The organism is Mesorhizobium sp. M0016, from assembly GCF_040324035.1.
Classification (GTDB): Bacteria; Pseudomonadota; Alphaproteobacteria; order Rhizobiales; family Rhizobiaceae; genus Mesorhizobium.
Window position 1 is genome coordinate 14,302 of sequence record NZ_JAMYVM010000023.1, and the last position, 18,782, is coordinate 33,083.

At 63.0% G+C, this 18,782-nt stretch carries 15 protein-coding genes and 1 pseudogene; 12 read left to right on the plus strand and 4 right to left on the minus strand.

Features of this window, described 5'->3' with window-relative positions; genetic code table 11:
* Positions 1-57: 57 nt before the first annotated feature.
* Positions 58-996 (minus strand): pyruvate, water dikinase regulatory protein, encoded by a 939-nt coding sequence (locus tag NKJ88_RS26175; RefSeq protein WP_373420152.1) that lies wholly within the window; start codon positions 994-996, stop codon positions 58-60.
* A 283-nt stretch (positions 997-1,279) separates the two neighbouring features.
* On the opposite strand from NKJ88_RS26175, the gene hemE reads away from it, so the two are divergent.
* From hemE to yddG, 4 genes are all read left to right on the plus strand, one after another.
* On the plus strand, positions 1,280-2,311 hold the full coding sequence (gene hemE, locus NKJ88_RS26180; protein WP_352446125.1) for a uroporphyrinogen decarboxylase: 1,032 nt from the start codon (positions 1,280-1,282) through the stop codon (positions 2,309-2,311).
* Positions 2,311-2,853, plus strand: coding sequence for a protoporphyrinogen oxidase HemJ (gene hemJ / locus NKJ88_RS26185; protein ID WP_023715711.1), 543 nt, complete (start codon positions 2,311-2,313; stop codon positions 2,851-2,853). The genes hemE and hemJ overlap by 1 nt, the downstream gene beginning before the upstream one ends.
* 164 nt (positions 2,854-3,017) lie before the next feature.
* Positions 3,018-4,283, plus strand: a complete 1,266-nt coding sequence (gene rho / locus NKJ88_RS26190) for a transcription termination factor Rho (protein WP_023672113.1) — start codon at positions 3,018-3,020, stop codon at positions 4,281-4,283.
* Positions 4,284-4,453: 170 nt separating this feature from the next.
* Positions 4,454-5,380 carry an aromatic amino acid exporter YddG gene (yddG, locus tag NKJ88_RS26195; protein ID WP_023824087.1) on the plus strand — a complete coding sequence of 309 codons (927 nt, stop codon included), beginning with the start codon at positions 4,454-4,456 and terminating at the stop codon, positions 5,378-5,380.
* A gap of 345 nt (positions 5,381-5,725) precedes the next feature.
* On the opposite strand, the gene NKJ88_RS26200 is transcribed toward yddG, so the two are convergent.
* On the minus strand, positions 5,726-5,794 hold the full coding sequence (locus NKJ88_RS26200; RefSeq protein WP_084026271.1) for a DUF255 domain-containing protein: 69 nt from the start codon (positions 5,792-5,794) through the stop codon (positions 5,726-5,728).
* Between the two features lie 60 nt (positions 5,795-5,854).
* On the opposite strand from NKJ88_RS26200, the gene mnmE reads away from it, so the two are divergent.
* The 5 genes from mnmE to NKJ88_RS26225 all read left to right on the plus strand — a co-directional run bounded on the left by mnmE (position 5,855) and on the right by NKJ88_RS26225 (position 11,820).
* Positions 5,855-7,177 (plus strand): tRNA uridine-5-carboxymethylaminomethyl(34) synthesis GTPase MnmE, encoded by a 1,323-nt coding sequence (gene mnmE / locus NKJ88_RS26205; RefSeq protein WP_023824088.1) that lies wholly within the window; start codon positions 5,855-5,857, stop codon positions 7,175-7,177.
* Between the two features lie 330 nt (positions 7,178-7,507).
* The gene (gene mnmG / locus NKJ88_RS26210) at positions 7,508-9,382 is read left to right on the plus strand and encodes a tRNA uridine-5-carboxymethylaminomethyl(34) synthesis enzyme MnmG (RefSeq protein ID WP_352446128.1); all 1,875 of its coding nucleotides are present in this window, start codon (positions 7,508-7,510) and stop codon (positions 9,380-9,382) included.
* Complete coding sequence (rsmG, locus tag NKJ88_RS26215; protein WP_023824090.1) at positions 9,379-10,011, plus strand: 16S rRNA (guanine(527)-N(7))-methyltransferase RsmG; 633 nt, start codon at positions 9,379-9,381, stop codon at positions 10,009-10,011. The genes mnmG and rsmG overlap by 4 nt, the downstream gene beginning before the upstream one ends.
* Positions 10,012-10,076: 65 nt before the next feature.
* The gene (locus tag NKJ88_RS26220) at positions 10,077-10,874 is read left to right on the plus strand and encodes a ParA family protein (RefSeq protein ID WP_352446130.1); all 798 of its coding nucleotides are present in this window, start codon (positions 10,077-10,079) and stop codon (positions 10,872-10,874) included.
* Positions 10,875-10,932: 58 nt separating this feature from the next.
* Positions 10,933-11,820, plus strand: a complete 888-nt coding sequence (locus NKJ88_RS26225) for a ParB/RepB/Spo0J family partition protein (RefSeq protein WP_023824091.1) — start codon at positions 10,933-10,935, stop codon at positions 11,818-11,820.
* Positions 11,821-12,092: 272 nt separating this feature from the next.
* Here the strand turns inward: NKJ88_RS26225 and holA are convergent, their stop codons facing one another.
* Both holA and NKJ88_RS33035 read right to left on the minus strand, forming a co-directional pair.
* The gene (holA, locus tag NKJ88_RS26230) at positions 12,093-13,136 is read right to left on the minus strand and encodes a DNA polymerase III subunit delta (RefSeq protein WP_023824092.1); all 1,044 of its coding nucleotides are present in this window, start codon (positions 13,134-13,136) and stop codon (positions 12,093-12,095) included.
* A 124-nt stretch (positions 13,137-13,260) separates the two neighbouring features.
* Positions 13,261-14,437 (minus strand): annotated as a pseudogene (locus NKJ88_RS33035) (integrase core domain-containing protein).
* Between the two features lie 526 nt (positions 14,438-14,963).
* On the opposite strand from NKJ88_RS33035, the gene NKJ88_RS26245 reads away from it, so the two are divergent.
* From NKJ88_RS26245 to NKJ88_RS26255, 3 genes are read left to right on the plus strand one after another with little or no spacing between them, the layout of a single operon-like run.
* Positions 14,964-16,196, plus strand: coding sequence for a 3-methyl-2-oxobutanoate dehydrogenase (2-methylpropanoyl-transferring) subunit alpha (locus tag NKJ88_RS26245; protein WP_023710316.1), 1,233 nt, complete (start codon positions 14,964-14,966; stop codon positions 16,194-16,196).
* A gap of 2 nt (positions 16,197-16,198) precedes the next feature.
* The gene (locus tag NKJ88_RS26250; protein WP_023745906.1) at positions 16,199-17,212 is read left to right on the plus strand and encodes an alpha-ketoacid dehydrogenase subunit beta; all 1,014 of its coding nucleotides are present in this window, start codon (positions 16,199-16,201) and stop codon (positions 17,210-17,212) included.
* A 2-nt stretch (positions 17,213-17,214) separates the two neighbouring features.
* Entirely contained in the window at positions 17,215-18,618 is a 1,404-nt protein-coding gene (locus tag NKJ88_RS26255; RefSeq protein WP_023702532.1) for a dihydrolipoamide acetyltransferase family protein, read from the plus strand.
* Positions 18,619-18,782: the final 164 nt, after the last annotated feature.

Sequence of the window (18,782 nt, forward strand, 5' to 3'; positions counted from 1 at the left end):
GGTTCTGGGCCTGGTCGATAGTGGTTGATTGGGGCAGGAGGTCGCGTTGCCATCCCATCATCTATTCTTCCCCCGCAGGGCAACAATGGCTGCCGCGGTCTCTTCGATCGAGCGGCGGCTGACGTCTATCATCGGCCAATTGTGGCGGGTGCAGATCTGGCGGGCATAGGCGAGCTCTTCGGCGATCGAGGCACGGTCGACATAATCGGTCGCTTCGTAGGTGCTGCTGTTGCCGAGCACGCGGTTCTGCCGGACATGCGAGATGCGTTCGGCGGTGGCGATCAGCCCGACGATCAGCGGCTTGGTGGCAGCGACCAGGCTTTCGGGCACCGGCACGCCGAGCACGATCGGGATGTTGGCGGTCTTGATGCCGCGGTTGGCGAGATAGATGCTGGTCGGCGTCTTCGATGTCCTGGAAATGCCGATCAGCACCACATCCGCGTCGTCCATATTGAGCGGCAGCTGGCCGTCATCATGCTCCATGGTGAAATTGAGTGCGTCGATACGGTGGAAATAATCGGCGTCGAGCACATGCTGGGCGCCGACGCGGCGGCCGGCCGGCGTGCCAAGATAGGACTGGAAGACGGTGAGGACCGGCTCCAGCACCGAAACACAGGGCAGCCCCATGGTGGCGCAGCGCTCGTCAATGCCGCGCGCCAGCTTCTGGTCGACGACGGTGTAGAGGATGATGCCCGGTTCCTCCTCTATGTCCTCGAAGACTTTCGCCACCTGCTTTTCGGTGCGGATGAGCGGATAGATATGCTCGATGGCTCGCGCATCCTTATATTGCGCCGAGGCGGCTCGGCCGGCCGCCAGCAGCGTCTCGCCGGTGGCGTCGGAAATCAGGTGCAGATGAAAGAAGCTCTGGGGTTTGTTCACAGGGGGCGCCTCAGGCTGTGGGCTTGTGTGGATAAATAGGGACCGCAAAGGCGACCGGCTGGAGGCGACTGTATCAGAAGGCCAGTTGTCCACAATTCGATGCGCTGTCAGCTCCACGGTGCGGCTGGGGACAAATCTGGGGACGGGCGTTTTTGCCAGCGCTTCATCCACAGAGGCGGTTTTTCAGCTGCTACGCCAAACCATTGACTCCAGTGATGGAATCCTGGTCATCCACACTCTTTGCCAATCCCGCGGAAGAAACACGCGACAAAATGCTGGCTGGCCTTTTCCAGGGCAAAGCGGGACAGGTGACAACCACCGATACCAACAGACTCTTAGAATCAGAAGATTCTAGAAATAGACTATTTAATTATAGAGAAGGCAGGGAAGAGAGCGCTCAATGCCCGAGAACCGCATCGTGCTGGACGTGCTGAGAGGCGAGGCAGTGTTTCCGCCGCCGCTCTGGATGATGCGCCAGGCCGGGCGCTATCTGCCGGAGTACCGCGAGACCAGAAAGCGCGCCGGGTCCTTCCTCGATCTTTGCTACAATCCTGATCTGGCCGTCGAGGTGACGCTGCAGCCGATCGAGCGCTTCGGCTTCGATGCCTCGATCCTGTTCTCGGACATTCTGGTCGTGCCGCATGCGCTGGGGCGCGATGTCCGCTTCGAGGAGGGCCGCGGGCCGCTGCTGACGCCAATCACTGCAGCTGAGATTTCGGCTCTCAACGGTGAAACGTTTCACGTGAATCTCGAACCGGTCTACGAAACGGTTCGCCGGCTGCGGGCAAGATTGCCTGACGAGACCACGCTGATCGGCTTCTGCGGCGCGCCGTGGACGGTGGCGACCTACATGATCGCTGGCCACGGCACACCCGACCAAGCGCCGGCGCGGCTGTTTGCCTATCGCGAACCGATGGCCTTCAAGCATCTCCTGAAAGTGCTCGCCGATCACTCCGCGGCCTATTTGATCCGCCAGATCGAAGCCGGTGCCGACGTGGTGCAGATTTTCGATTCCTGGTCCGGCGTGCTTGATGATGCGTCTTTCGAGCAGTTCTGCGTGCAACCGGTGGCGGAGATCGTCAGGCAAGTTCGTGCGGTTCATCGCGATGTTCCGATCATAGGCTTTCCCAAGGGCGCCGGCGCCCGCTACGAGACCTATCGTGAGAAGACCGGGGTGACGGGGCTGGGGATCGACTGGACCGTGCCCCTGTCGGCTGCGAACGAACTGCAGCATTCAGGGGCGGTCCAGGGCAATCTCGATCCCTTGCGGCTCGTGGCTGGCGGCAAAGCCCTGTCGGACGGCGTCGATGCGATCCTCAAGGCGCTGGGCGACGGAGCGCTGATCTTCAATCTCGGCCATGGCATTACGCCGGAGACGCCGGTGGCGCATGTCGAGGCGATGGTGAAGCAGGTGCGGAGCGCGACACGCTGATGGCTCAATCGGATAATACGGGCGGCAACAGCACTCGTGGGGCGATGATGCGCATGACCATCGGCATCGGAGTGCTGGTTGTTCTCACCGCACTTTTGTTTTTCTTTGCGCCTGAGGGTTTCTATCCCTGGGCGAAGGCAATCCATATCCTGGCCGTCATCTCTTGGATGGCCGGCATGCTCTATCTGCCGCGATTGCTGGTCTACCACGCCGACGCAGAGAAGGGGTCCGTCCAATCGGAGACCTTCAAGGTGATGGAGCGGCGTCTGCTGCGCGGCATCATCAATCCGGCGATGATCGTCACCTGGGTGTTCGGGCTTTGGCTTGCCTGGAAAGTGTTTGGCTTTCACGGCGGCTGGCTGCACGCCAAGATAGGCTTGGTGCTGTTGCTGTCGGGCGTGCATGGCTATCTGGCCGGTGCTGTCAGGAAATTCGCCGAGGACCGCAATGAAAAACCGGCGCGGCACTGGCGAATCGTCAACGAGATCCCCACATTGCTGATGATCGCCATCGTCATCCTGGTTGTCGTCAAGCCGTTCTAGGCCCATTTCGGTCGAACAAAACGCAGCTTGCTCTTTCCCCCGACCGACGATAAAAGACGGGTCTTCCTTCCCGTCATGCGCCGCCCTTGATTGCTTTCGGCCGCGCCCGGCATTTATCGCATCCAGCCGATATATTTTCCCCAAAGCAGATTCAGAGTCCGTCTATGCAAGAAATGAAACTCGCAGAGTTCAAGAACAAGAAGCCGCCAGAGCTGATCGCCTATGCCGAATCGCTCGAAGTAGAAAACGCCAGCGTCATGCGCAAGCAGGAGTTGATGTTTGCCATCCTGAAGAAACTGGCCGCCCAGGACGTCGAGATCATCGGCGATGGTGTGGTCGAGTTGCTGCAGGACGGTTTCGGCTTCCTGCGCTCAGCCAACGCCAATTATCTGCCGGGTCCCGACGATATCTACATCTCGCCCTCGCAGATCCGCCGCTTCTCCTTGAAGACCGGCGATACCGTCGAAGGGCCGATCCGCAGCCCAAAAGAGGGCGAGCGCTATTTCGCCCTTCTCAAGGTCAACACGATCAATTTCGACGATCCCGAAAAGATCCGTCACAAGATCCATTTCGACAATCTGACGCCGCTCTATCCGACCAAGCGGCTGAAGATGGAGATCGACAATCCGACCGGCAAGGACATCTCGTCGCGGGTGATCGACCTGGTGGCGCCGATCGGCAAGGGACAGCGCGCGCTCATCAACGCGCAGCCGCGTACCGGTAAAACGGTGCTGATGCAGAATATCGCCCACTCGATCACGGCCAATCATCCGGAATGCTATCTGATCGTACTTCTGATCGACGAACGGCCAGAAGAAGTGACCGACATGCAGCGTTCGGTGAAGGGCGAGGTTGTGTCCTCGACCTTTGACGAACCGGCGGTGCGCCACGTCCAGGTCGCCGAAATGGTCATCGAAAAGGCCAAGCGCCTGGTCGAGCATGGCCGCGACGTCGTTATTCTGCTCGATTCGATCACCCGCCTCGGCCGTGCCTACAACACCGTTGTGCCGTCCTCCGGCAAGGTGCTGACCGGCGGTGTCGACGCCAACGCGCTGCAGCGGCCGAAGCGCTTCTTCGGCGCGGCCCGCAACATCGAGGAAGGCGGCTCGTTGACCATCATCGCCACCGCGCTGATCGACACCGGCAGCCGCATGGACGAAGTCATCTTCGAAGAGTTCAAGGGCACCGGCAACTGCGAAATCCAGCTCGACCGCAAGGTCGCCGACAAGCGCATCTACCCGGCCATGGACATTTTGAAGTCCGGCACCCGCAAGGAGGACCTGCTGGTCTCCAAGCAGGATCTGCAGAAGATCTTCGTCCTGCGCCGCATCCTGGCGCCGATGGGAACCACCGACGCGATCGAGTTCCTGATAGACAAGCTGAAGCAGACCAAGACCAACGCCGATTTCTTCGATTCAATGAACACGTAAGCAGTTTCACCGGATCATCGGTCATGCATGAAACCCCGTTCCGGGAAACCGGGACGGGGTTTTTCATTGCGGGGGCAAACAGGTCGCATTTCCGACAGGGCGTGGCCTTGGGCGGCAATTTCCATCGCCGTCGTCATGCGAGTAATCCCGTCTCGAAGATCGGAGGCCGCATGAAGAAAACAATCCCGACCCTGATCGGCTTCTCGGCCATTCTGACATGGTCGTTCCTGGCGCTGCTTTCGACTGCGGCTGGACCGATTCCGCCCTTTCAGCTGGCGGCGATGACGTTTCTGCTTGGCGGGTTGGCCGGCGCGTCGAGCTGGCTTGTCCGTCCGGCGGCGACCAAGTCGCTGCGCCAGCCGTGGCAGGTCTGGGCGCTCGGCACAGCGGGGCTGTGCATCTATCACTGCGCCTATTTCTTCGCCATCCAGTCGGCGCCGCCGGTCGAGGTCAGCCTGATCGCCTATCTCTGGCCGTTGCTGATCGTCGTCTTTGCCGCCTTCCTGCCTGGAGAAAAGCTTAGGGCCCATCACGTCGCCGGCGTCGTGCTCGGCCTTGCCGGCGCCATTGTGGTGATCACCAAGGGTGGCACGATCGGACTGGCCAATGGTGTGATGAAGGGGCATGTCATCGCGCTGTTCTGCGCTTTCATCTGGGCCGGCTATTCGGTTTTATCGCGCCGCTTTGGCAAGGTGCCGACCGATGTCGTCGCCGGTTACTGCTTCATCACGGCTGCGGTCGCCTTGGTGCTGCACCTGACGCTTGAGGCTACCGTCTGGCCACAGACGGCGACGCAGTGGAGCGCCATCGTCATCTTGGGCGTAATACCGCTAGGCGCCGGCTTTTACGCCTGGGACTATGGCTGCAAGCACGGCGACATCATGATCCTCGGCGCCCTCTCCTACGCGGCGCCCCTCTTCTCGGTCATCGTGCTTCTGCTGGCAGGCTTTGGTGTGTTTCACTGGTCGGTGGCTGTTGCTTGCATCCTGATCACGGTCGGAGCGGTGGTCGCGGCCAAGGATTTGCTGTTCGCGCCGCGGCCGCTAGCCATTGATGTGACGCGGCTTCCTTCGGCCTTGGACGGAAACACGGGTTGAGCTACCGGCGTCGCAGCAGCGGCTCGGTTCCTACGGATCCGGCCCCACGGGCAGGATAGCCGGTACATAGCTCCGGTCTGCCGGTCTGCGGCCGGATGCCACTGGCCAATGTTAAGTCGATTCGCATCCGTTCCGATCGCGGAGACGATCGGCGTGACGCGGGTCGGGATTTCCGATTCGCAACCGGAACGAGGCTTGCCTCATGGGGAGGTGGGCTCCAGCTTCACGGTTCCGGGCCAGGAACAGGCATTACGATGCCGGCCTGCCGTAGGGCTTGCTGGCCCGCCCAGAACTGCTTGGCGTCGGGATTAGGACCCGCCTGCTCGCACATGGATGACGAGGCGGCTATACAGATTTGGTAATGTCCGGCCGCTCCTCGCGATCGACCTTGATATTGACGAACAGCCGGTTCATGACGGCCGCGACACTGTGGGATTGTCGACCGGACAGCTAGGCGACCGGTGAGAAGGGCAAATGATTTCAGGCGATTCGATCGTTGCGCTTTCCAGCGGGCGCCTGCCCGCCGGCATCGCTGTCATCCGCATTTCCGGACCGAAGACTCGATTTGTCGTCGAAACGGTTGCCGGTGGTAAGGTCAAGGACCGGGTTGCAACCCTGCGCAAGCTCCGAACGGTGGACGGTTCGCTTATCGACAACGGCCTGGTGCTGTTTTTTCCTGGGCCGAACAGTTTTATCGGCGAGGATGTCGCCGAGTTCCACGTCCATGGCAGCCGCGCCGTCGCCAGCAAGATGCTGGAGATCATTGCCGGGTTTGACGGCGTGCGTCATGCGGAACCTGGTGAATTTACGCGCCGGGCTCTTCTCAACGGCAAGCTGGATCTGGTCGAGACGGAGGCGTTGGCCGATCTGGTCAACGCCGAAACCGAAGCGCAGCGGCGCTTTGCCGTGCAGAATGCCGAAGGAGTGCAAAGCGAACTCTATCTTGGCTGGCGCCGTTGGCTGATCCATGCACGGGCGATGATCGAGGCGGAAATCGACTTCGCCGACGAAGACGACGTGCCCGGTTCGGTTTCGGACACGGTTTGGTCCGATGTGCGCGCAATGGTGGGCGAGATCGGCCGGCATGTCGATGGCTTCCATGCCGCCGAGATCATCCGTGACGGGTTTGAGGTTGTCATCCTCGGTGCACCGAACGCCGGAAAATCCAGCCTTTTCAATGCGCTGGCCAGGCGTGAGGCGGCGATTGTTACCGACGAACCCGGCACGACGCGGGATTTGCTCGAAGTGGTGCTGGATCTCCACGGAGTGCGGGTCAGGGTAACCGACACCGCGGGCCTGCGCGAGGCGCCCGGCAAGATCGAAGCGATCGGTATCGAAAAGGCGCGGGCCAAGGCGCACACGGCTGACCTAGTGCTGTTGCTGGAAGATCTGGCGGACCCGACTGCGATCGGCAACATGCCTGTCGACGCCCCGGCCTTGAGAATCGGCACCAAGGTCGATCTCTTGAAAGGTTCGCCGCGATTGGAGGCCTATGATGCGTTGATCTCGACGGTGGACGGCACTGGTTTGGCTGAACTCCTGGCCGAGATCGGCAGGCGCGCCGCGGCTGCTATCGGCGATGCCGGTGACATCCTGCCGTCTCGGTTGCGGCATGTGGAGCTGCTCAATGAGACCAGGCACTTTCTGATCTCGGCTTTGTCCGGGCAAGAGCGCGGCCAGGAGCTGCGGGCAGAGGAGCTGCGTCTTGCGGCGGACCGGCTTGGCCGGATTGTCGGCGCGGTGGATGTCGAGGACCTGCTGGACGTGATCTTTTCGCAGTTTTGCATTGGCAAGTGACTCACGTGAAACATGACGGGGCGCTGGTATGAGTGACTCACGTGAGACATAGGGGGGCCGCCAAGTGCGTTTCACGTGAAACGAGACGGTTGGCAAAAGGGCAAGTGGCCGAAAGCCTGCACCGCCCCTCATTGTCCCCGTTCATGGGGAGAAGATGCCGGAAGGTAGATAAGGGGCAGCGCCAAACGAGGCTTCGCTGCTCCCATGACTCACGTGAAACACCTCTGCGACTTTCAGCACTCCGGTCCACGTGAACGAATCAACCTGCAATCCTTGACAGCGTCCTCTCGTGGGGACATGTGTCGGGAAACTCTGAATCTGGAAGGGACAATGATCGATCACTATGATGTGGTTGTGGTGGGCGGCGGCCATGCCGGGTGCGAGGCTGCGAGCGCTGCCGCGCGCGCCGGCGCCAAGACCGCGCTGGTCACGCTGCGCTTTGACACGATCGGTGTCATGTCCTGCAATCCGGCGATCGGCGGCCTCGGGAAGGGCCATCTGGTGCGTGAGATCGACGCCATGGACGGGCTGATGGGCCGCATCGCCGATGCTGCCGGTATCCAATTCCGCCTGCTCAATCGCCGCAAAGGCCCTGCCGTGCGCGGGCCGCGCACGCAGGCCGACCGCAAGCTGTATCGGCTGGCTATGCAGGAAGCGATTCGGCAACAGAACGGTCTCGACGTCGTCGAAGGCGAGGTACTGGACTTCGACATCGTGGATGGACGCATCGCCGCTGTGCTCCTGGCCGACGGGCGCCGGTTGGCTTGCGGCGCCGTGGTGCTGACCACCGGCACCTTTCTTCGCGGCCTCATCCACATTGGCGACAGGAAGATTGTCGCCGGGCGGATGAACGAGCAGGCGAGCCTTGGCCTGTCGGCGACGATGAGCCGCGCCGGTTTCGCGCTTGGACGGCTGAAGACCGGCACGCCGCCGCGGCTCGATGGCCGCACCATCGACTGGGCGTCGCTGGAAAGCCAGGCGGCCGACGAACATCCAGTGCCGTTCTCGCTGCTCACCGACACAATCAAGAATCCGCAAATCCATTGCGGCATCACGCGTACGACGCCGGCGACGCACGAGTTGATCCGCGCCAATCTCGACCGCTCCGCCATGTATTCCGGCTCGATCGAAGGCGTAGGTCCACGTTACTGCCCGTCGATCGAAGACAAGATCGTCAAGTTCGGCGATCGAGAAGGTCATCAGATATTCCTGGAGCCGGAAGGGCTGGACGATGACACCGTCTACCCCAATGGCATCTCGACCTCCCTGCCCGAAGACGTTCAACTCGACATTCTGAAGACGATCCCGGGCCTGGAACGCGCGACCATGCTGCAGCCCGGCTACGCCATCGAATATGACCACGTCGATCCGCGCGAGCTCGAGCCGACGCTTGAGGCCAAACGTATTGCGGGGCTTTTCCTAGCCGGTCAGATCAACGGCACCACCGGTTATGAAGAAGCCGGAGCGCAGGGCCTGCTCGCCGGGCTCAACGCCGCGCGCAAGGCGGCGGCCGACGACCAAATCGTGCTCAGCCGCACCGAAGCCTATATCGGTGTGATGGTCGACGACCTCACCAGCCGCGGCATTGCCGAGCCCTACCGCATGTTCACTTCGCGGGCGGAGTTTCGCTTATCGCTGCGCGCCGACAATGCCGATGAAAGGCTTACGCCTCTGGCAAATCGGCTTGGTATCGTGTCGCCGGAGCGGACGCAGCGGTTCAATCAAGTCACACAGGATCTTGATAGGGCGCGCGAACTCGCAGTTGCGACGACGATGACGCCCAACGAAGCGGCGCGGCACGGGCTGGAGATCAACAGGGACGGCGTGCGCCGCTCCGCTTATGAATTGCTCGCTCATCCCGGCGTCGATATAGCCTGGCTGGCCCGTGTTGCGCCGGCCTTTGGCGCAATCGACGTCAAAACCGCTGAGCGGCTCGAAACGGAAGCGAAATATTCGGTTTACCTTGATCGCCAGCAGGCGGATGTCGGACAGATCCGCCGCGAGGAAAGCCGGTTGATCCCGCCGTCGGTGGATTTCGCCGATGTTCCCGGCCTGTCCAACGAGCTGAAGCAGAAGATGCTAACGCGTCAGCCGCGTTCGATCGCTGACGCGCAGCGTATGGAAGGCATGACGCCGGCGGCGCTGGCAATCATCGTCGCGCACGTCCGCAACGCTGAATCGGCCGCGCAAAGGGCCGTTGCGTGAGCGCTGCCTCATGGGCGAGCCTGCAACAGGCCGCGGGACCGGTTTCACGTGAAACATTCGATCGGTTGGTGACGTTCGAACAGTTGTTCCTGAAATGGAACCGCAGCATCAATCTGGCCGCGCCGTCGACGCTGGACGATGTCTGGGGCCGCCATATTCTGGACAGCGCGCAGCTGGCCCGAATCGCCCCGCAGGCCAAACGCTGGGCCGATCTTGGTTCGGGCGGCGGTTTTCCGGGCCTGGTAATGGCCTTCTTGCTGGGCGAGCGCGACGGCGCGTCGATCGATCTGGTCGAGAGCAACCGCAAGAAAGCATCGTTTTTGCAGGCGGTCATTGGCCAGTTCGGTTTGCCGGCACGGGTCGTCGCCCGGCGCATCGACGACAGCTATGCGCTTGTTTCCGCACCGGAAATCATCACGGCGCGGGCGCTTGCCGCGCTGCCGGCGCTGCTCGATCTGTCGGCGCCGTGGCTGACCAAGGGATCGCGGGCGCTGTTCCACAAAGGCCGGGATTACCGCTCCGAGGTGGAAGAAAGCACTCACCGCTGGGCTTTCGATCTGGTAGAACATCCGAGCATGACCGACGCCCATGGCGTCATCCTCGAAGTGACCGATCTGCAGACTGCGTAAGCTCTCCTTCGCAACCTTGGCGACGCAATGAATACCTGGCCCACATGAATACCTGGCACAGACCCATGAAAACCGGACCTCGCATCATCACCGTCGCCAACCAGAAGGGCGGCGTCGGCAAGACAACCACCGCCATCAATCTGGCCACGGCGCTGGCCGCGATCGGCGAAAAGGTGCTGATCGTCGATCTCGACCCGCAAGGCAATGCCTCGACGGGTCTCGGTATCGACCGCAAGGACCGCACCGTCTCCTCCTACGATGTGCTGACCGGCGAACTGGGCCTGGAAAAGGCGGCCATTCCAACGGCGGTGCCCGGCCTGTCGATCGTGCCGTCGACGCTCGATCTGCTCGGCATCGAGATGGAAATCGCCTCGGCGCCGGATCGCGTGCTCAAGCTGCGCAACGCGCTGCGCGCCGCCACCGAGCGCGGTGCGCCGTTCGGCTATGTGCTGATCGACTGCCCGCCCTCGCTCAACCTTTTGACTTTGAATTCAATGGCGGCAGCCGATTCTGTTCTTGTGCCGCTGCAGTGCGAGTTCTTCGCGCTGGAAGGGCTAAGCCAACTCCTGGAAACGGTGGAGCAGGTGCGCCGTTCGATCAATCCGGACCTGATCATCCAGGGCATCGTGCTGACCATGTATGACGGCCGCAACAACCTCGCCAACCAGGTGGTTCAGGACGTGCGGGCACATATGGGCGACAAGGTCTACGAGACCATCATTCCTAGGAATGTGCGAGTGTCCGAGGCGCCCTCCTATGGCAAGCCGGCGATCCTCTATGACCTGAAATGCTCCGGCAGCCAAGCCTATCTGCAATTGGCATCCGAAGTGATCCGCCGCGAGCGAAAATTGCGCGCTGCATGATTAGGCAGGCTCGATAAACAAAGCGATCCGGCACCGAAACGATGAATTTGGAATTGAGATGAGCGACGACCTTTCGAGAAAGAGACTGGGCCGCGGACTGGCGGCGCTGATCGGCGAGATCGATCGCCCGGCAGCGACCGAAAAGCCGGGCTTGAATGCCGACGGCAAGGTGCCGATAGAGTTTCTGAGCCCGAACCCGAAAAACCCGCGCCGGCATTTCGGCGACGCCGATCTGACGGATCTCGCGCAATCGATCCGCGAACATGGCGTCGTGCAGCCGGTAGTGGCGAGGCCTTCGCCGACGCAGGCCGGGCGCTACGAGATCATCGCCGGCGAGCGCCGCTGGCGGGCGGCGCAGCGCGCCGGGCTGACCGAGATCCCGATCATCGTGCGCGACGTCAACGACCGCACAGCGCTGGAACTGGCGATCATAGAAAACGTCCAGCGCACCGATCTCAACCCGGTCGAGGAGGCGCTCGGCTACCAGCAGTTGATCGACGACCACGGCTACACACAGGCCGACCTCGGCAATGTCATCGGCAAGAGCCGCAGCCACGTCGCCAACACGCTCAGGCTGTTGAAGCTGCCCGACGTAATCCGCGACATGCTGGTCGACGGCGTGCTGTCGGCCGGCCATGCCCGGACGCTGGTGACGGCGCAGGATCCCGCCGGGCTAGCCAAGCAGATCGTCGAAGAAGGGCTTTCGGTGCGCCAGGCCGAGGCGCTGGCGCAGATGCCGGCGGGCGGCACGCCGCCCAAGGCAAAACCAGCACACGGCGCATCGGGCAAGGATGCCGACACGCTGGCGCTGGAAAGGCTGATGACCAACACGATCGGCATGATCGTGACCATCGAGCACAAGGGCAAAGGCGGCGCGATCCGCGTGGACTACCGCAGTCTGGAGCAGCTCGACGAGCTATGCCGGCGGTTGAAGGATGAGCGGTAGAGGGTTGGGGCTGCGCCATATTTAGCCGGCGAATGAAGTTCTGGCTTAGGATGAAGAAAGGGCTTGGCGGTTGCCGGCCCTTCTTTTTATTGGCGATTGCCGAAGGGATCGAACTGCTGATCTCCCCCCTTGAGGGGGAGATGGCCGGCAGGCCAGAAGGGTCGTCTCCCATCAAGCGCCGACCTCGTTTGTCGTTGCGAAAGGCGCCAGCGCTCCACGCGCCGCGACCCCCTCTGTCGCCTTTGGCGACATCTCCCCCTCAAGGGAGGAGATCACCGCTGCGCCAGCCTCGCGCTCTCCACCGCAATGGCGAGCAGCGCCTGCCGCGCCAGCGCTTCCGACAAATCCGGCCTGCGCCTGGTCTGCAGCACGGCAGATTGCAGCCGGTTCAGCGCGCGGCTGAGCGCCTCGACGTTCCAGCGCTCCAGCGCCTTCTCCACCAGCTTGCGCCGCGAGAAAAACACCGGCGGACGGGCGCCGGCCACTGCCGAGGCGGCGTTGCGGCCGGCGGTGTCCATCTGGCCGCGCATGACCTGAAGCTGCTGCAGCTGCCGCATCGCCGAGGACAGTACCAGGAAAGGAAGGCCGCCGGACAGGCAGTGGCGGGTGAAGGCGGTGTCGAAGTCACCGATCCTGCCCTCCAGCACAGCATCGACCGCGTCGTCGAAGGAGGCGCCGGAGACGTCGCCGGACATCGCTCTTACGTCGTCGAGGCTGATGTCCTTCTGGCCGTGGGCATAAAGCACCAGTTTTTCGATCTCGCCGCGTGAGGCCAACCGGTCGCCGCCGAGATTGCGGCGCAGCGCCTGGCGTGCGTCGAGCGCCATCGACATGCCGGCCTTGCGCAACTCGTCGTCGATGACGCTGTCGATGTCGCGGGCTTCATCGGCGTAGCAAGGCAGCGCCATGGCGGTGTCGGCGGCCTCGACGATCGCGCGCAGTCCGACGCCCTTTTTCAGGTCGCCGGCCTCGATGAGAATGATGGCGTCGCGCGCGGGCTCCGCGGTCAGCGCCTTGACGTCCTCAGCCAGCGGCTTCTGGCCGCTGGCGTTGCGCACCCACAGAAGCCGCCGGTCGGAGAACATCGGCACGGTGCGGGCTTCGTCCAGCAGCCGGCCCTGGTCGCGATCGACCTCCGCGCCGTCGAGCCGTACGACGGAAAACGGATCGTCGAGCGGCAGGCCGGTTTTCGCGGCAAAGGTTTTGGCCCGCTCGGCGACCAAGCCGCGGTCGGGTCCGTAAAGCAGGACGATCGATATGCGCGCGTCAGGCTTCGCCAGCCACGAATCGACCTCGTATCCTTTTTTCTGCGCCATGGAGGGTGGTTAGCATGATGCGGTCGCTGAGTGAACGTTCTCCAAAGCGTTCGAGACCTTGGCGTGTCCAGCCGATAGATGGGTAACACTTTGAACCGGATACATAGGTGACACTTCTCTCCCCCTATGCGTCCGCCGCAGCGCCAAGCGGATTGGTTGGCGCGGCGCTGCGGCGGACAAGCTTCATGTGCCGTGTGTCGATGATGCCGAGCGGGTGGGCATGGAATGAGAGTGTCCATTGTCCGTCTTCGGTCTCCAACGCAGCGACCGGTTCGCCCGCCAGCGCTTGCGAGACATATATGAAGCCGCCATTCCATCGGATCTCGCCATTGTGGCGCACGCGGCGGACCGAGGCCTCGGCCGGATAGACGGGCTCGGGTGGTGTCCTGGGCATGGCGCGCTGTGAGGACCGGTAGTGCTGGGCGGGCGTATCCATGCCCAGCGCCTCATGGGGACGTTCCTCATTGTAGCTGTGGCGGAAGGTCTCGAAGGCCTGGCCCTGTGCCGTTCGGTCGGCTTCCGGTGCCTCGGCCATCGGCAGCATGATCAGGTGAAAGCGCTCGTGACGTCCGTTCTGCTGTGGCCTGCCGGGTGCGATCCGCTCCAAGGTGATGCCGAGCTTGATGAAGCGCACGACAAGCGGCGTCAGCCCGGTGACGCCGGCCGATGCGAAGGGCGGGCCATTGTCGCTTCTGAAGCGATCCGGCAGGCCATGCTCTTCAAACAGCCGTTCGAACACCGGCCAGGCTTCGCTATCGGCCGTCGACCCCGTCGCTTCGAGCGCCAGAAGATAGCGGCTCGACGCATCCATCACCGTCAAGGGTTCGCAACGCCAGCCGTCGCGGGTCCGGAACCAGCCCTTGTGATCGCCAGTCCACACCGCGTTCGGTTCTTGCGGCTGTGGCCAGGGTCCATTGCCGCAGGCCCGCAGGCGGGGTCGCTTGCGGGCGCGGACAAGCCCATGCCGCGCAAGGATCGCGCCGACCGTCGAGGCTGAAGGCCACATGAACTCGGGAGCCGTGCGACGATCTTCTTTGGACCCCAAAGCGGATGCAGCTCCTTGGCCGCCACAATCCGCTCAACCAGATCCTGAGCTGTCGCCGGCCATGATTGAGCGGGGCTCGCGGCAGGTCGTGCAAACCCTCAGGCCCAAACGTCCGATAGCGTCCTAGCCATTTGTAGCCGTTCTTGCGTGAGATCCCGTAGGCCGCACAAAGCGCAACCATCGTCTCATCCCCAGAAAGACACTCCACAACAAACCGTAGCCGCTCGTCCATGATGCCAGTCTCTCGCCAAACCATCGCCGGTCCTCCGGCGGACAAGAAAACTGTCACCCATGCTATCGGTCCATTCTGTTACCTATCTATCCGGTTCGGACACGTCTCCCTTCCTCTCCCTCCGGAGGGGGGAGAGGTGGCTCGGCGAAGCCGAGACGGAGTGGGGGAGCCACGTGGCAATCGCCGCGAACGGACAAAGGAAGGGCTATCTCAAGCATTGCCTAGCGCCCAAGGGTCGACCCCCACTCCGTCGAGCTTCGCTCGACACCTCTCCCCCGAACACGGGGAGAGGAAAGCGCCAGTTCGCCGACCTTGATGCGTTCATCTCTCCCGGAGGCCGTGAAGTGACTATCTGCTGGAAATCCTGAAAAACTTTGCGCCTAATTGCGCGCTGCTCCCCAACATCGACAAGAAATTTCGCAGACATATCTGCATCTTGGGGTCGCCTGCCGGCCGTGACGCCGGATGGGTTGCGGCGCCCCATGAATTGGCGCTGTGCCGGGCGCGCGGATGTGCAAATATCGACGCAGCAAATGGGAGGACCATGGTCATGACCGATGCTGGGATGTTGCGGTTTCATGTGCCGGAGCCGGAAGTGCGGCCGGGCGGAACGCCCGACTTCTCCAACGTGCCGATCCCCAAGGCCGGCTCGGTGCCGCGACCGGACATCGATGTCGATCCGCGCACCATCCGCGACATGGCGTTTTCGATCATCCGCGTGCTCAACCGCACCGGTGAGGCGGTCGGGCCGTGGGCCGGGCTGCTCACCGACGAGGAGCTGCTCGAGGGGTTGCGCCACATGATGACGCTGCGCAGCTTCGATGCGCGCATGCAGATGGCGCAGCGCCAGGGCAAGACCTCGTTCTACATGCAGCATCTGGGCGAAGAGGCGGTGAGCTGCGCTTTCCGCAAGGCGCTGGCGCCAGGCGACATGAATTTCCCGACCTATCGGCAAGCCGGCCTGCTCATCGCCGACGGCTATCCGATGGTCACGATGATGAACCAGATTTATTCCAACGAGGCCGATCCGCTCAAAGGGCGGCAATTGCCGATCATGTATTCGTCGAAGGAGCATGGCTTCTTCTCGATCTCCGGCAATCTGGCGACGCAATACATCCAGGCGGTCGGCTGGGCGATGGCTTCCGCTATCAGCAACGATTCGAAAATCGCGGCGGCGTGGATCGGCGACGGCTCGACGGCCGAATCCGATTTCCATTCCGCACTGGTGTTCGCCTCGACGTACAAGGCGCCGGTCATCCTCAACGTCGTCAACAACCAGTGGGCGATCTCGACGTTTCAAGGCATTGCGCGTGGCGGCTCCGGCACCTTTGCCGCGCGCGGCCTCGGCTTCGGCATTCCGGCGCTGCGCGTCGACGGCAATGATTATCTCGCCGTGCATGCCGTGGCCAAATGGGCGGCGGAGCGGGCGCGGCAGAATCTCGGGCCGACGCTGATCGAACATGTCACCTACCGTGCCGGCGCGCATTCGAGCTCGGACGATCCGTCGGCCTATCGGCCGAAGACGGAATCCGACGCCTGGCCGCTCGGCGATCCGGTGATGCGGCTGAAGAACCATCTGATCCAACGCGGCGTCTGGTCGGACGAGCGTCACGCCCAGGCCGAAGCGGAAATCCTCGAGACGGTGATCGCGGCGCAGAAGGAAGCTGAAGGCCACGGCACGCTGCATGCCGGCGGCAAGCCGTCGACGCGCGAGATGTTCGAGGGCGTGTTTGCCGAGATGCCGCCGCATCTCAGGCGCCAGCGCCAGCAGGCGGGAGTCTGACCATGCCGAGACGGACCATGATCGAGGCGATCCGCGACGCCATGGACGTGTCGATGGCGCGCGACGAACGCGTCATCGTCTATGGCGAGGATGTCGGCTTCTTCGGGGGTGTCTTCCGCTGCACGGCAGGCCTGCAAGCGAAGTACGGCAAGAGCCGCTGCTTCGATGCGCCGATCAACGAATCCGGTATTGTCGGCTCGGCCATCGGCATGGCCGCCTACGGGCTGAAGCCATGCGTGGAAATTCAGTTTGCCGACTACATGTACCCGGCGTACGACCAGCTGACGCAGGAAGCAGCACGCCTGCGCTACCGCTCGAACGGCGATTTCACCTGCCCGATCGTTGTCCGCATGCCGACCGGCGGCGGCATCTTTGGCGGCCAGACGCACAGCCAGAGCCCGGAAGCGCTGTTCACCCATGTGTCGGGGCTGAAGACGGTGGTGCCGTCCAATCCGCACGACGCCAAGGGACTGCTGATCGCGGCGATCGAGGATCCCGATCCGGTGATTTTTCTGGAGCCGAAGCGGCTCTATAACGGACCGTTCGATGGCCATCACGACCGACCGGTGACGCCATGGTCGAAGCATGAACTGGGCGAGGTCGCCGACGGCCATTACACGGTGCCGCTCGGCACGGCGGCGATCCGCCGGGCGGGCTCGGCCGTCACCGTGCTCGCCTACGGCACCATGGTCTATGTCGCGCAGGCGGCTGTGGAAGAAACCGGCATCGATGCCGAGATCATCGATTTGCGGACCCTGCTGCCGCTCGATCTCGACGCGATAGTCGCTTCGGTGAAGAAGACCGGACGCTGCGTCGTCGTGCACGAGGCGACACTGACCTCCGGCTTCGGCGCCGAGCTGTCGGCGCTGGTGCAGGAAAATTGTTTCTACCATCTGGAAGCGCCGGTGGCGCGCGTCACCGGTTGGGACACGCCCTACCCGCATGCGCAGGAATGGGACTATTTCCCGGGGCCGGCCCGTGTCGGCCGCGCGCTTCTCGAAACCATGGGAGCCTAGGGATGGGCGAACACATCATCAAGCTGCCGGATGTCGGCGAAGGCGTCGCCGAGGCCGAACTTGTGGAGTGGCACGTCAAGGTCGGCGACCTCGTGCGCGAGGACTCGGTGCTTGCCGCCGTGATGACCGACAAGGCGACGGTGGAAATACCTTCGCCGGTCGATGGCGAGATCCTGTGGCTGGGCGCGGAGATCGGCGACACGGTGGCGATCGGCTCGCCGATCGTGCGGCTGAAAGTGGCGGGGGAGGGCAATGTCGGCGAAGGCTCGAAATTGTCAGAGGTCACGGCGGCACCGACCCCCACCCCTGCCGGGGCGAGCCACGGGTCTCGCCCGTCCTCCGGACCCCCACAAGAGGGAGGCGTTTCGGCCACGAAATCCGACGCCAAGTCGCCACCACCTGCACCAGCAGCCAAAAGCGCACGGGCAGCTGAGACTGAATCCCCCTCCCCCTTGTGGGGAGGGGCCAGGGGTGGGGGTACTGCGCCGACATCTAAAGGTGCGGCACCCACCGGCGCGCCGCGCCCGGAGGGCGAAAAGCCCCTGGCGTCGCCCGCCATCCGGCTCAGGGCGAAGGAGGCGGGGATCGATCTGCGCCAGGTGTCGGGTACCGGCCCTGCCGGCCGCATCAGCCACGAAGATATCGAGGCATTCCTGGCACGCGGACCGCAGGTAGCGAAGGCGTCGGGTCTGGCGCGCAATGACAGCGTCGAGGATATCAAGGTCATCGGACTGCGGCGCAAGATCGCCGAAAAAATGTCGCTGGCGAAGTCACGCATCCCGCACATCACCTATGTCGAGGAGATCGACGTCACAGCACTCGAGGAGTTGCGCGCGGCGCTCAACAAGGAAAAGCGCAAGGGTGTGGAGAGGCCGAAGCTGACGCTGCTGCCGTTCCTGATGCGGGCGATGGTCAAGGCGATTGCCGACCAGCCCAACATCAACGCGCTGTTCGACGACGAGGCCGGCATCATCCATCAGCATGGCGGCGTCCATATCGGCATTGCCGCGCAGACGCCGTCGGGCCTGGTGGTGCCGGTGGTCAAGCACGCCGAGGCGCGCGACCTCTGGGATTGCGCGGCCGAGCTCAACCGCCTGGCCGAAGCGGCGAAGTCCGGCACGGCCAGCCGCGACGAGCTGTCGGGATCGACCATCACCATTACCTCGCTCGGCGCCATGGGCGGCGTGGCGACGACGCCGGTCATCAATCATCCTGAGGTGGCGATCGTCGGCGTCAACAAGATGATGGTGCGGCCGGTCTGGGACGGCACCAAGTTCATCCCGCGCAAGATGATGAACCTGTCGTCGAGCTTCGATCACCGGGTGGTCGACGGCTGGGATGCGGCGGTGTTTGTGCAGCGGATCAAGGCGCTGATTGAGACGCCAGCGCTGATATTTGTGGATTGAGGGGCGGAACGACCGAGATGACGGCGGGACAGCGCCCCCCTCTGCCTTACCAGGCATCTCCCCCACAAGGGGGGAGATTGGACGTCACGCAGGGTTTCGCCAATCTCCATCGTTGCAGGAATGAGCGAAGCGAAGAAGCTGCTGATCTCCCCCCTCGTGGGGGA

Excerpts from the sequence above, each read along its gene's own strand:
- hemE (WP_352446125.1), top strand. The coding sequence starts at position 1,280 with ATGCCCGAGAACCGCATCGTGCTGGACGTGCTGAGAGGCGAGGCAGTG.
- hemJ (WP_023715711.1), top strand. The coding sequence starts at position 2,311 with ATGGCTCAATCGGATAATACGGGCGGCAACAGCACTCGTGGGGCGATG.
- rho (WP_023672113.1), top strand. The coding sequence starts at position 3,018 with ATGCAAGAAATGAAACTCGCAGAGTTCAAGAACAAGAAGCCGCCAGAG.
- yddG (WP_023824087.1), top strand. The coding sequence starts at position 4,454 with ATGAAGAAAACAATCCCGACCCTGATCGGCTTCTCGGCCATTCTGACA.
- mnmE (WP_023824088.1), top strand. The coding sequence starts at position 5,855 with ATGATTTCAGGCGATTCGATCGTTGCGCTTTCCAGCGGGCGCCTGCCC.
- mnmG (WP_352446128.1), top strand. The coding sequence starts at position 7,508 with ATGATCGATCACTATGATGTGGTTGTGGTGGGCGGCGGCCATGCCGGG.
- NKJ88_RS26220 (WP_352446130.1), top strand. The coding sequence starts at position 10,077 with ATGAAAACCGGACCTCGCATCATCACCGTCGCCAACCAGAAGGGCGGC.
- NKJ88_RS26225 (WP_023824091.1), top strand. The coding sequence starts at position 10,933 with ATGAGCGACGACCTTTCGAGAAAGAGACTGGGCCGCGGACTGGCGGCG.
- holA (WP_023824092.1), bottom strand. The coding sequence starts at position 13,136 with ATGGCGCAGAAAAAAGGATACGAGGTCGATTCGTGGCTGGCGAAGCCT.
- NKJ88_RS26245 (WP_023710316.1), top strand. The coding sequence starts at position 14,964 with ATGACCGATGCTGGGATGTTGCGGTTTCATGTGCCGGAGCCGGAAGTG.
- NKJ88_RS26250 (WP_023745906.1), top strand. The coding sequence starts at position 16,199 with ATGCCGAGACGGACCATGATCGAGGCGATCCGCGACGCCATGGACGTG.
- NKJ88_RS26255 (WP_023702532.1), top strand. The coding sequence starts at position 17,215 with ATGGGCGAACACATCATCAAGCTGCCGGATGTCGGCGAAGGCGTCGCC.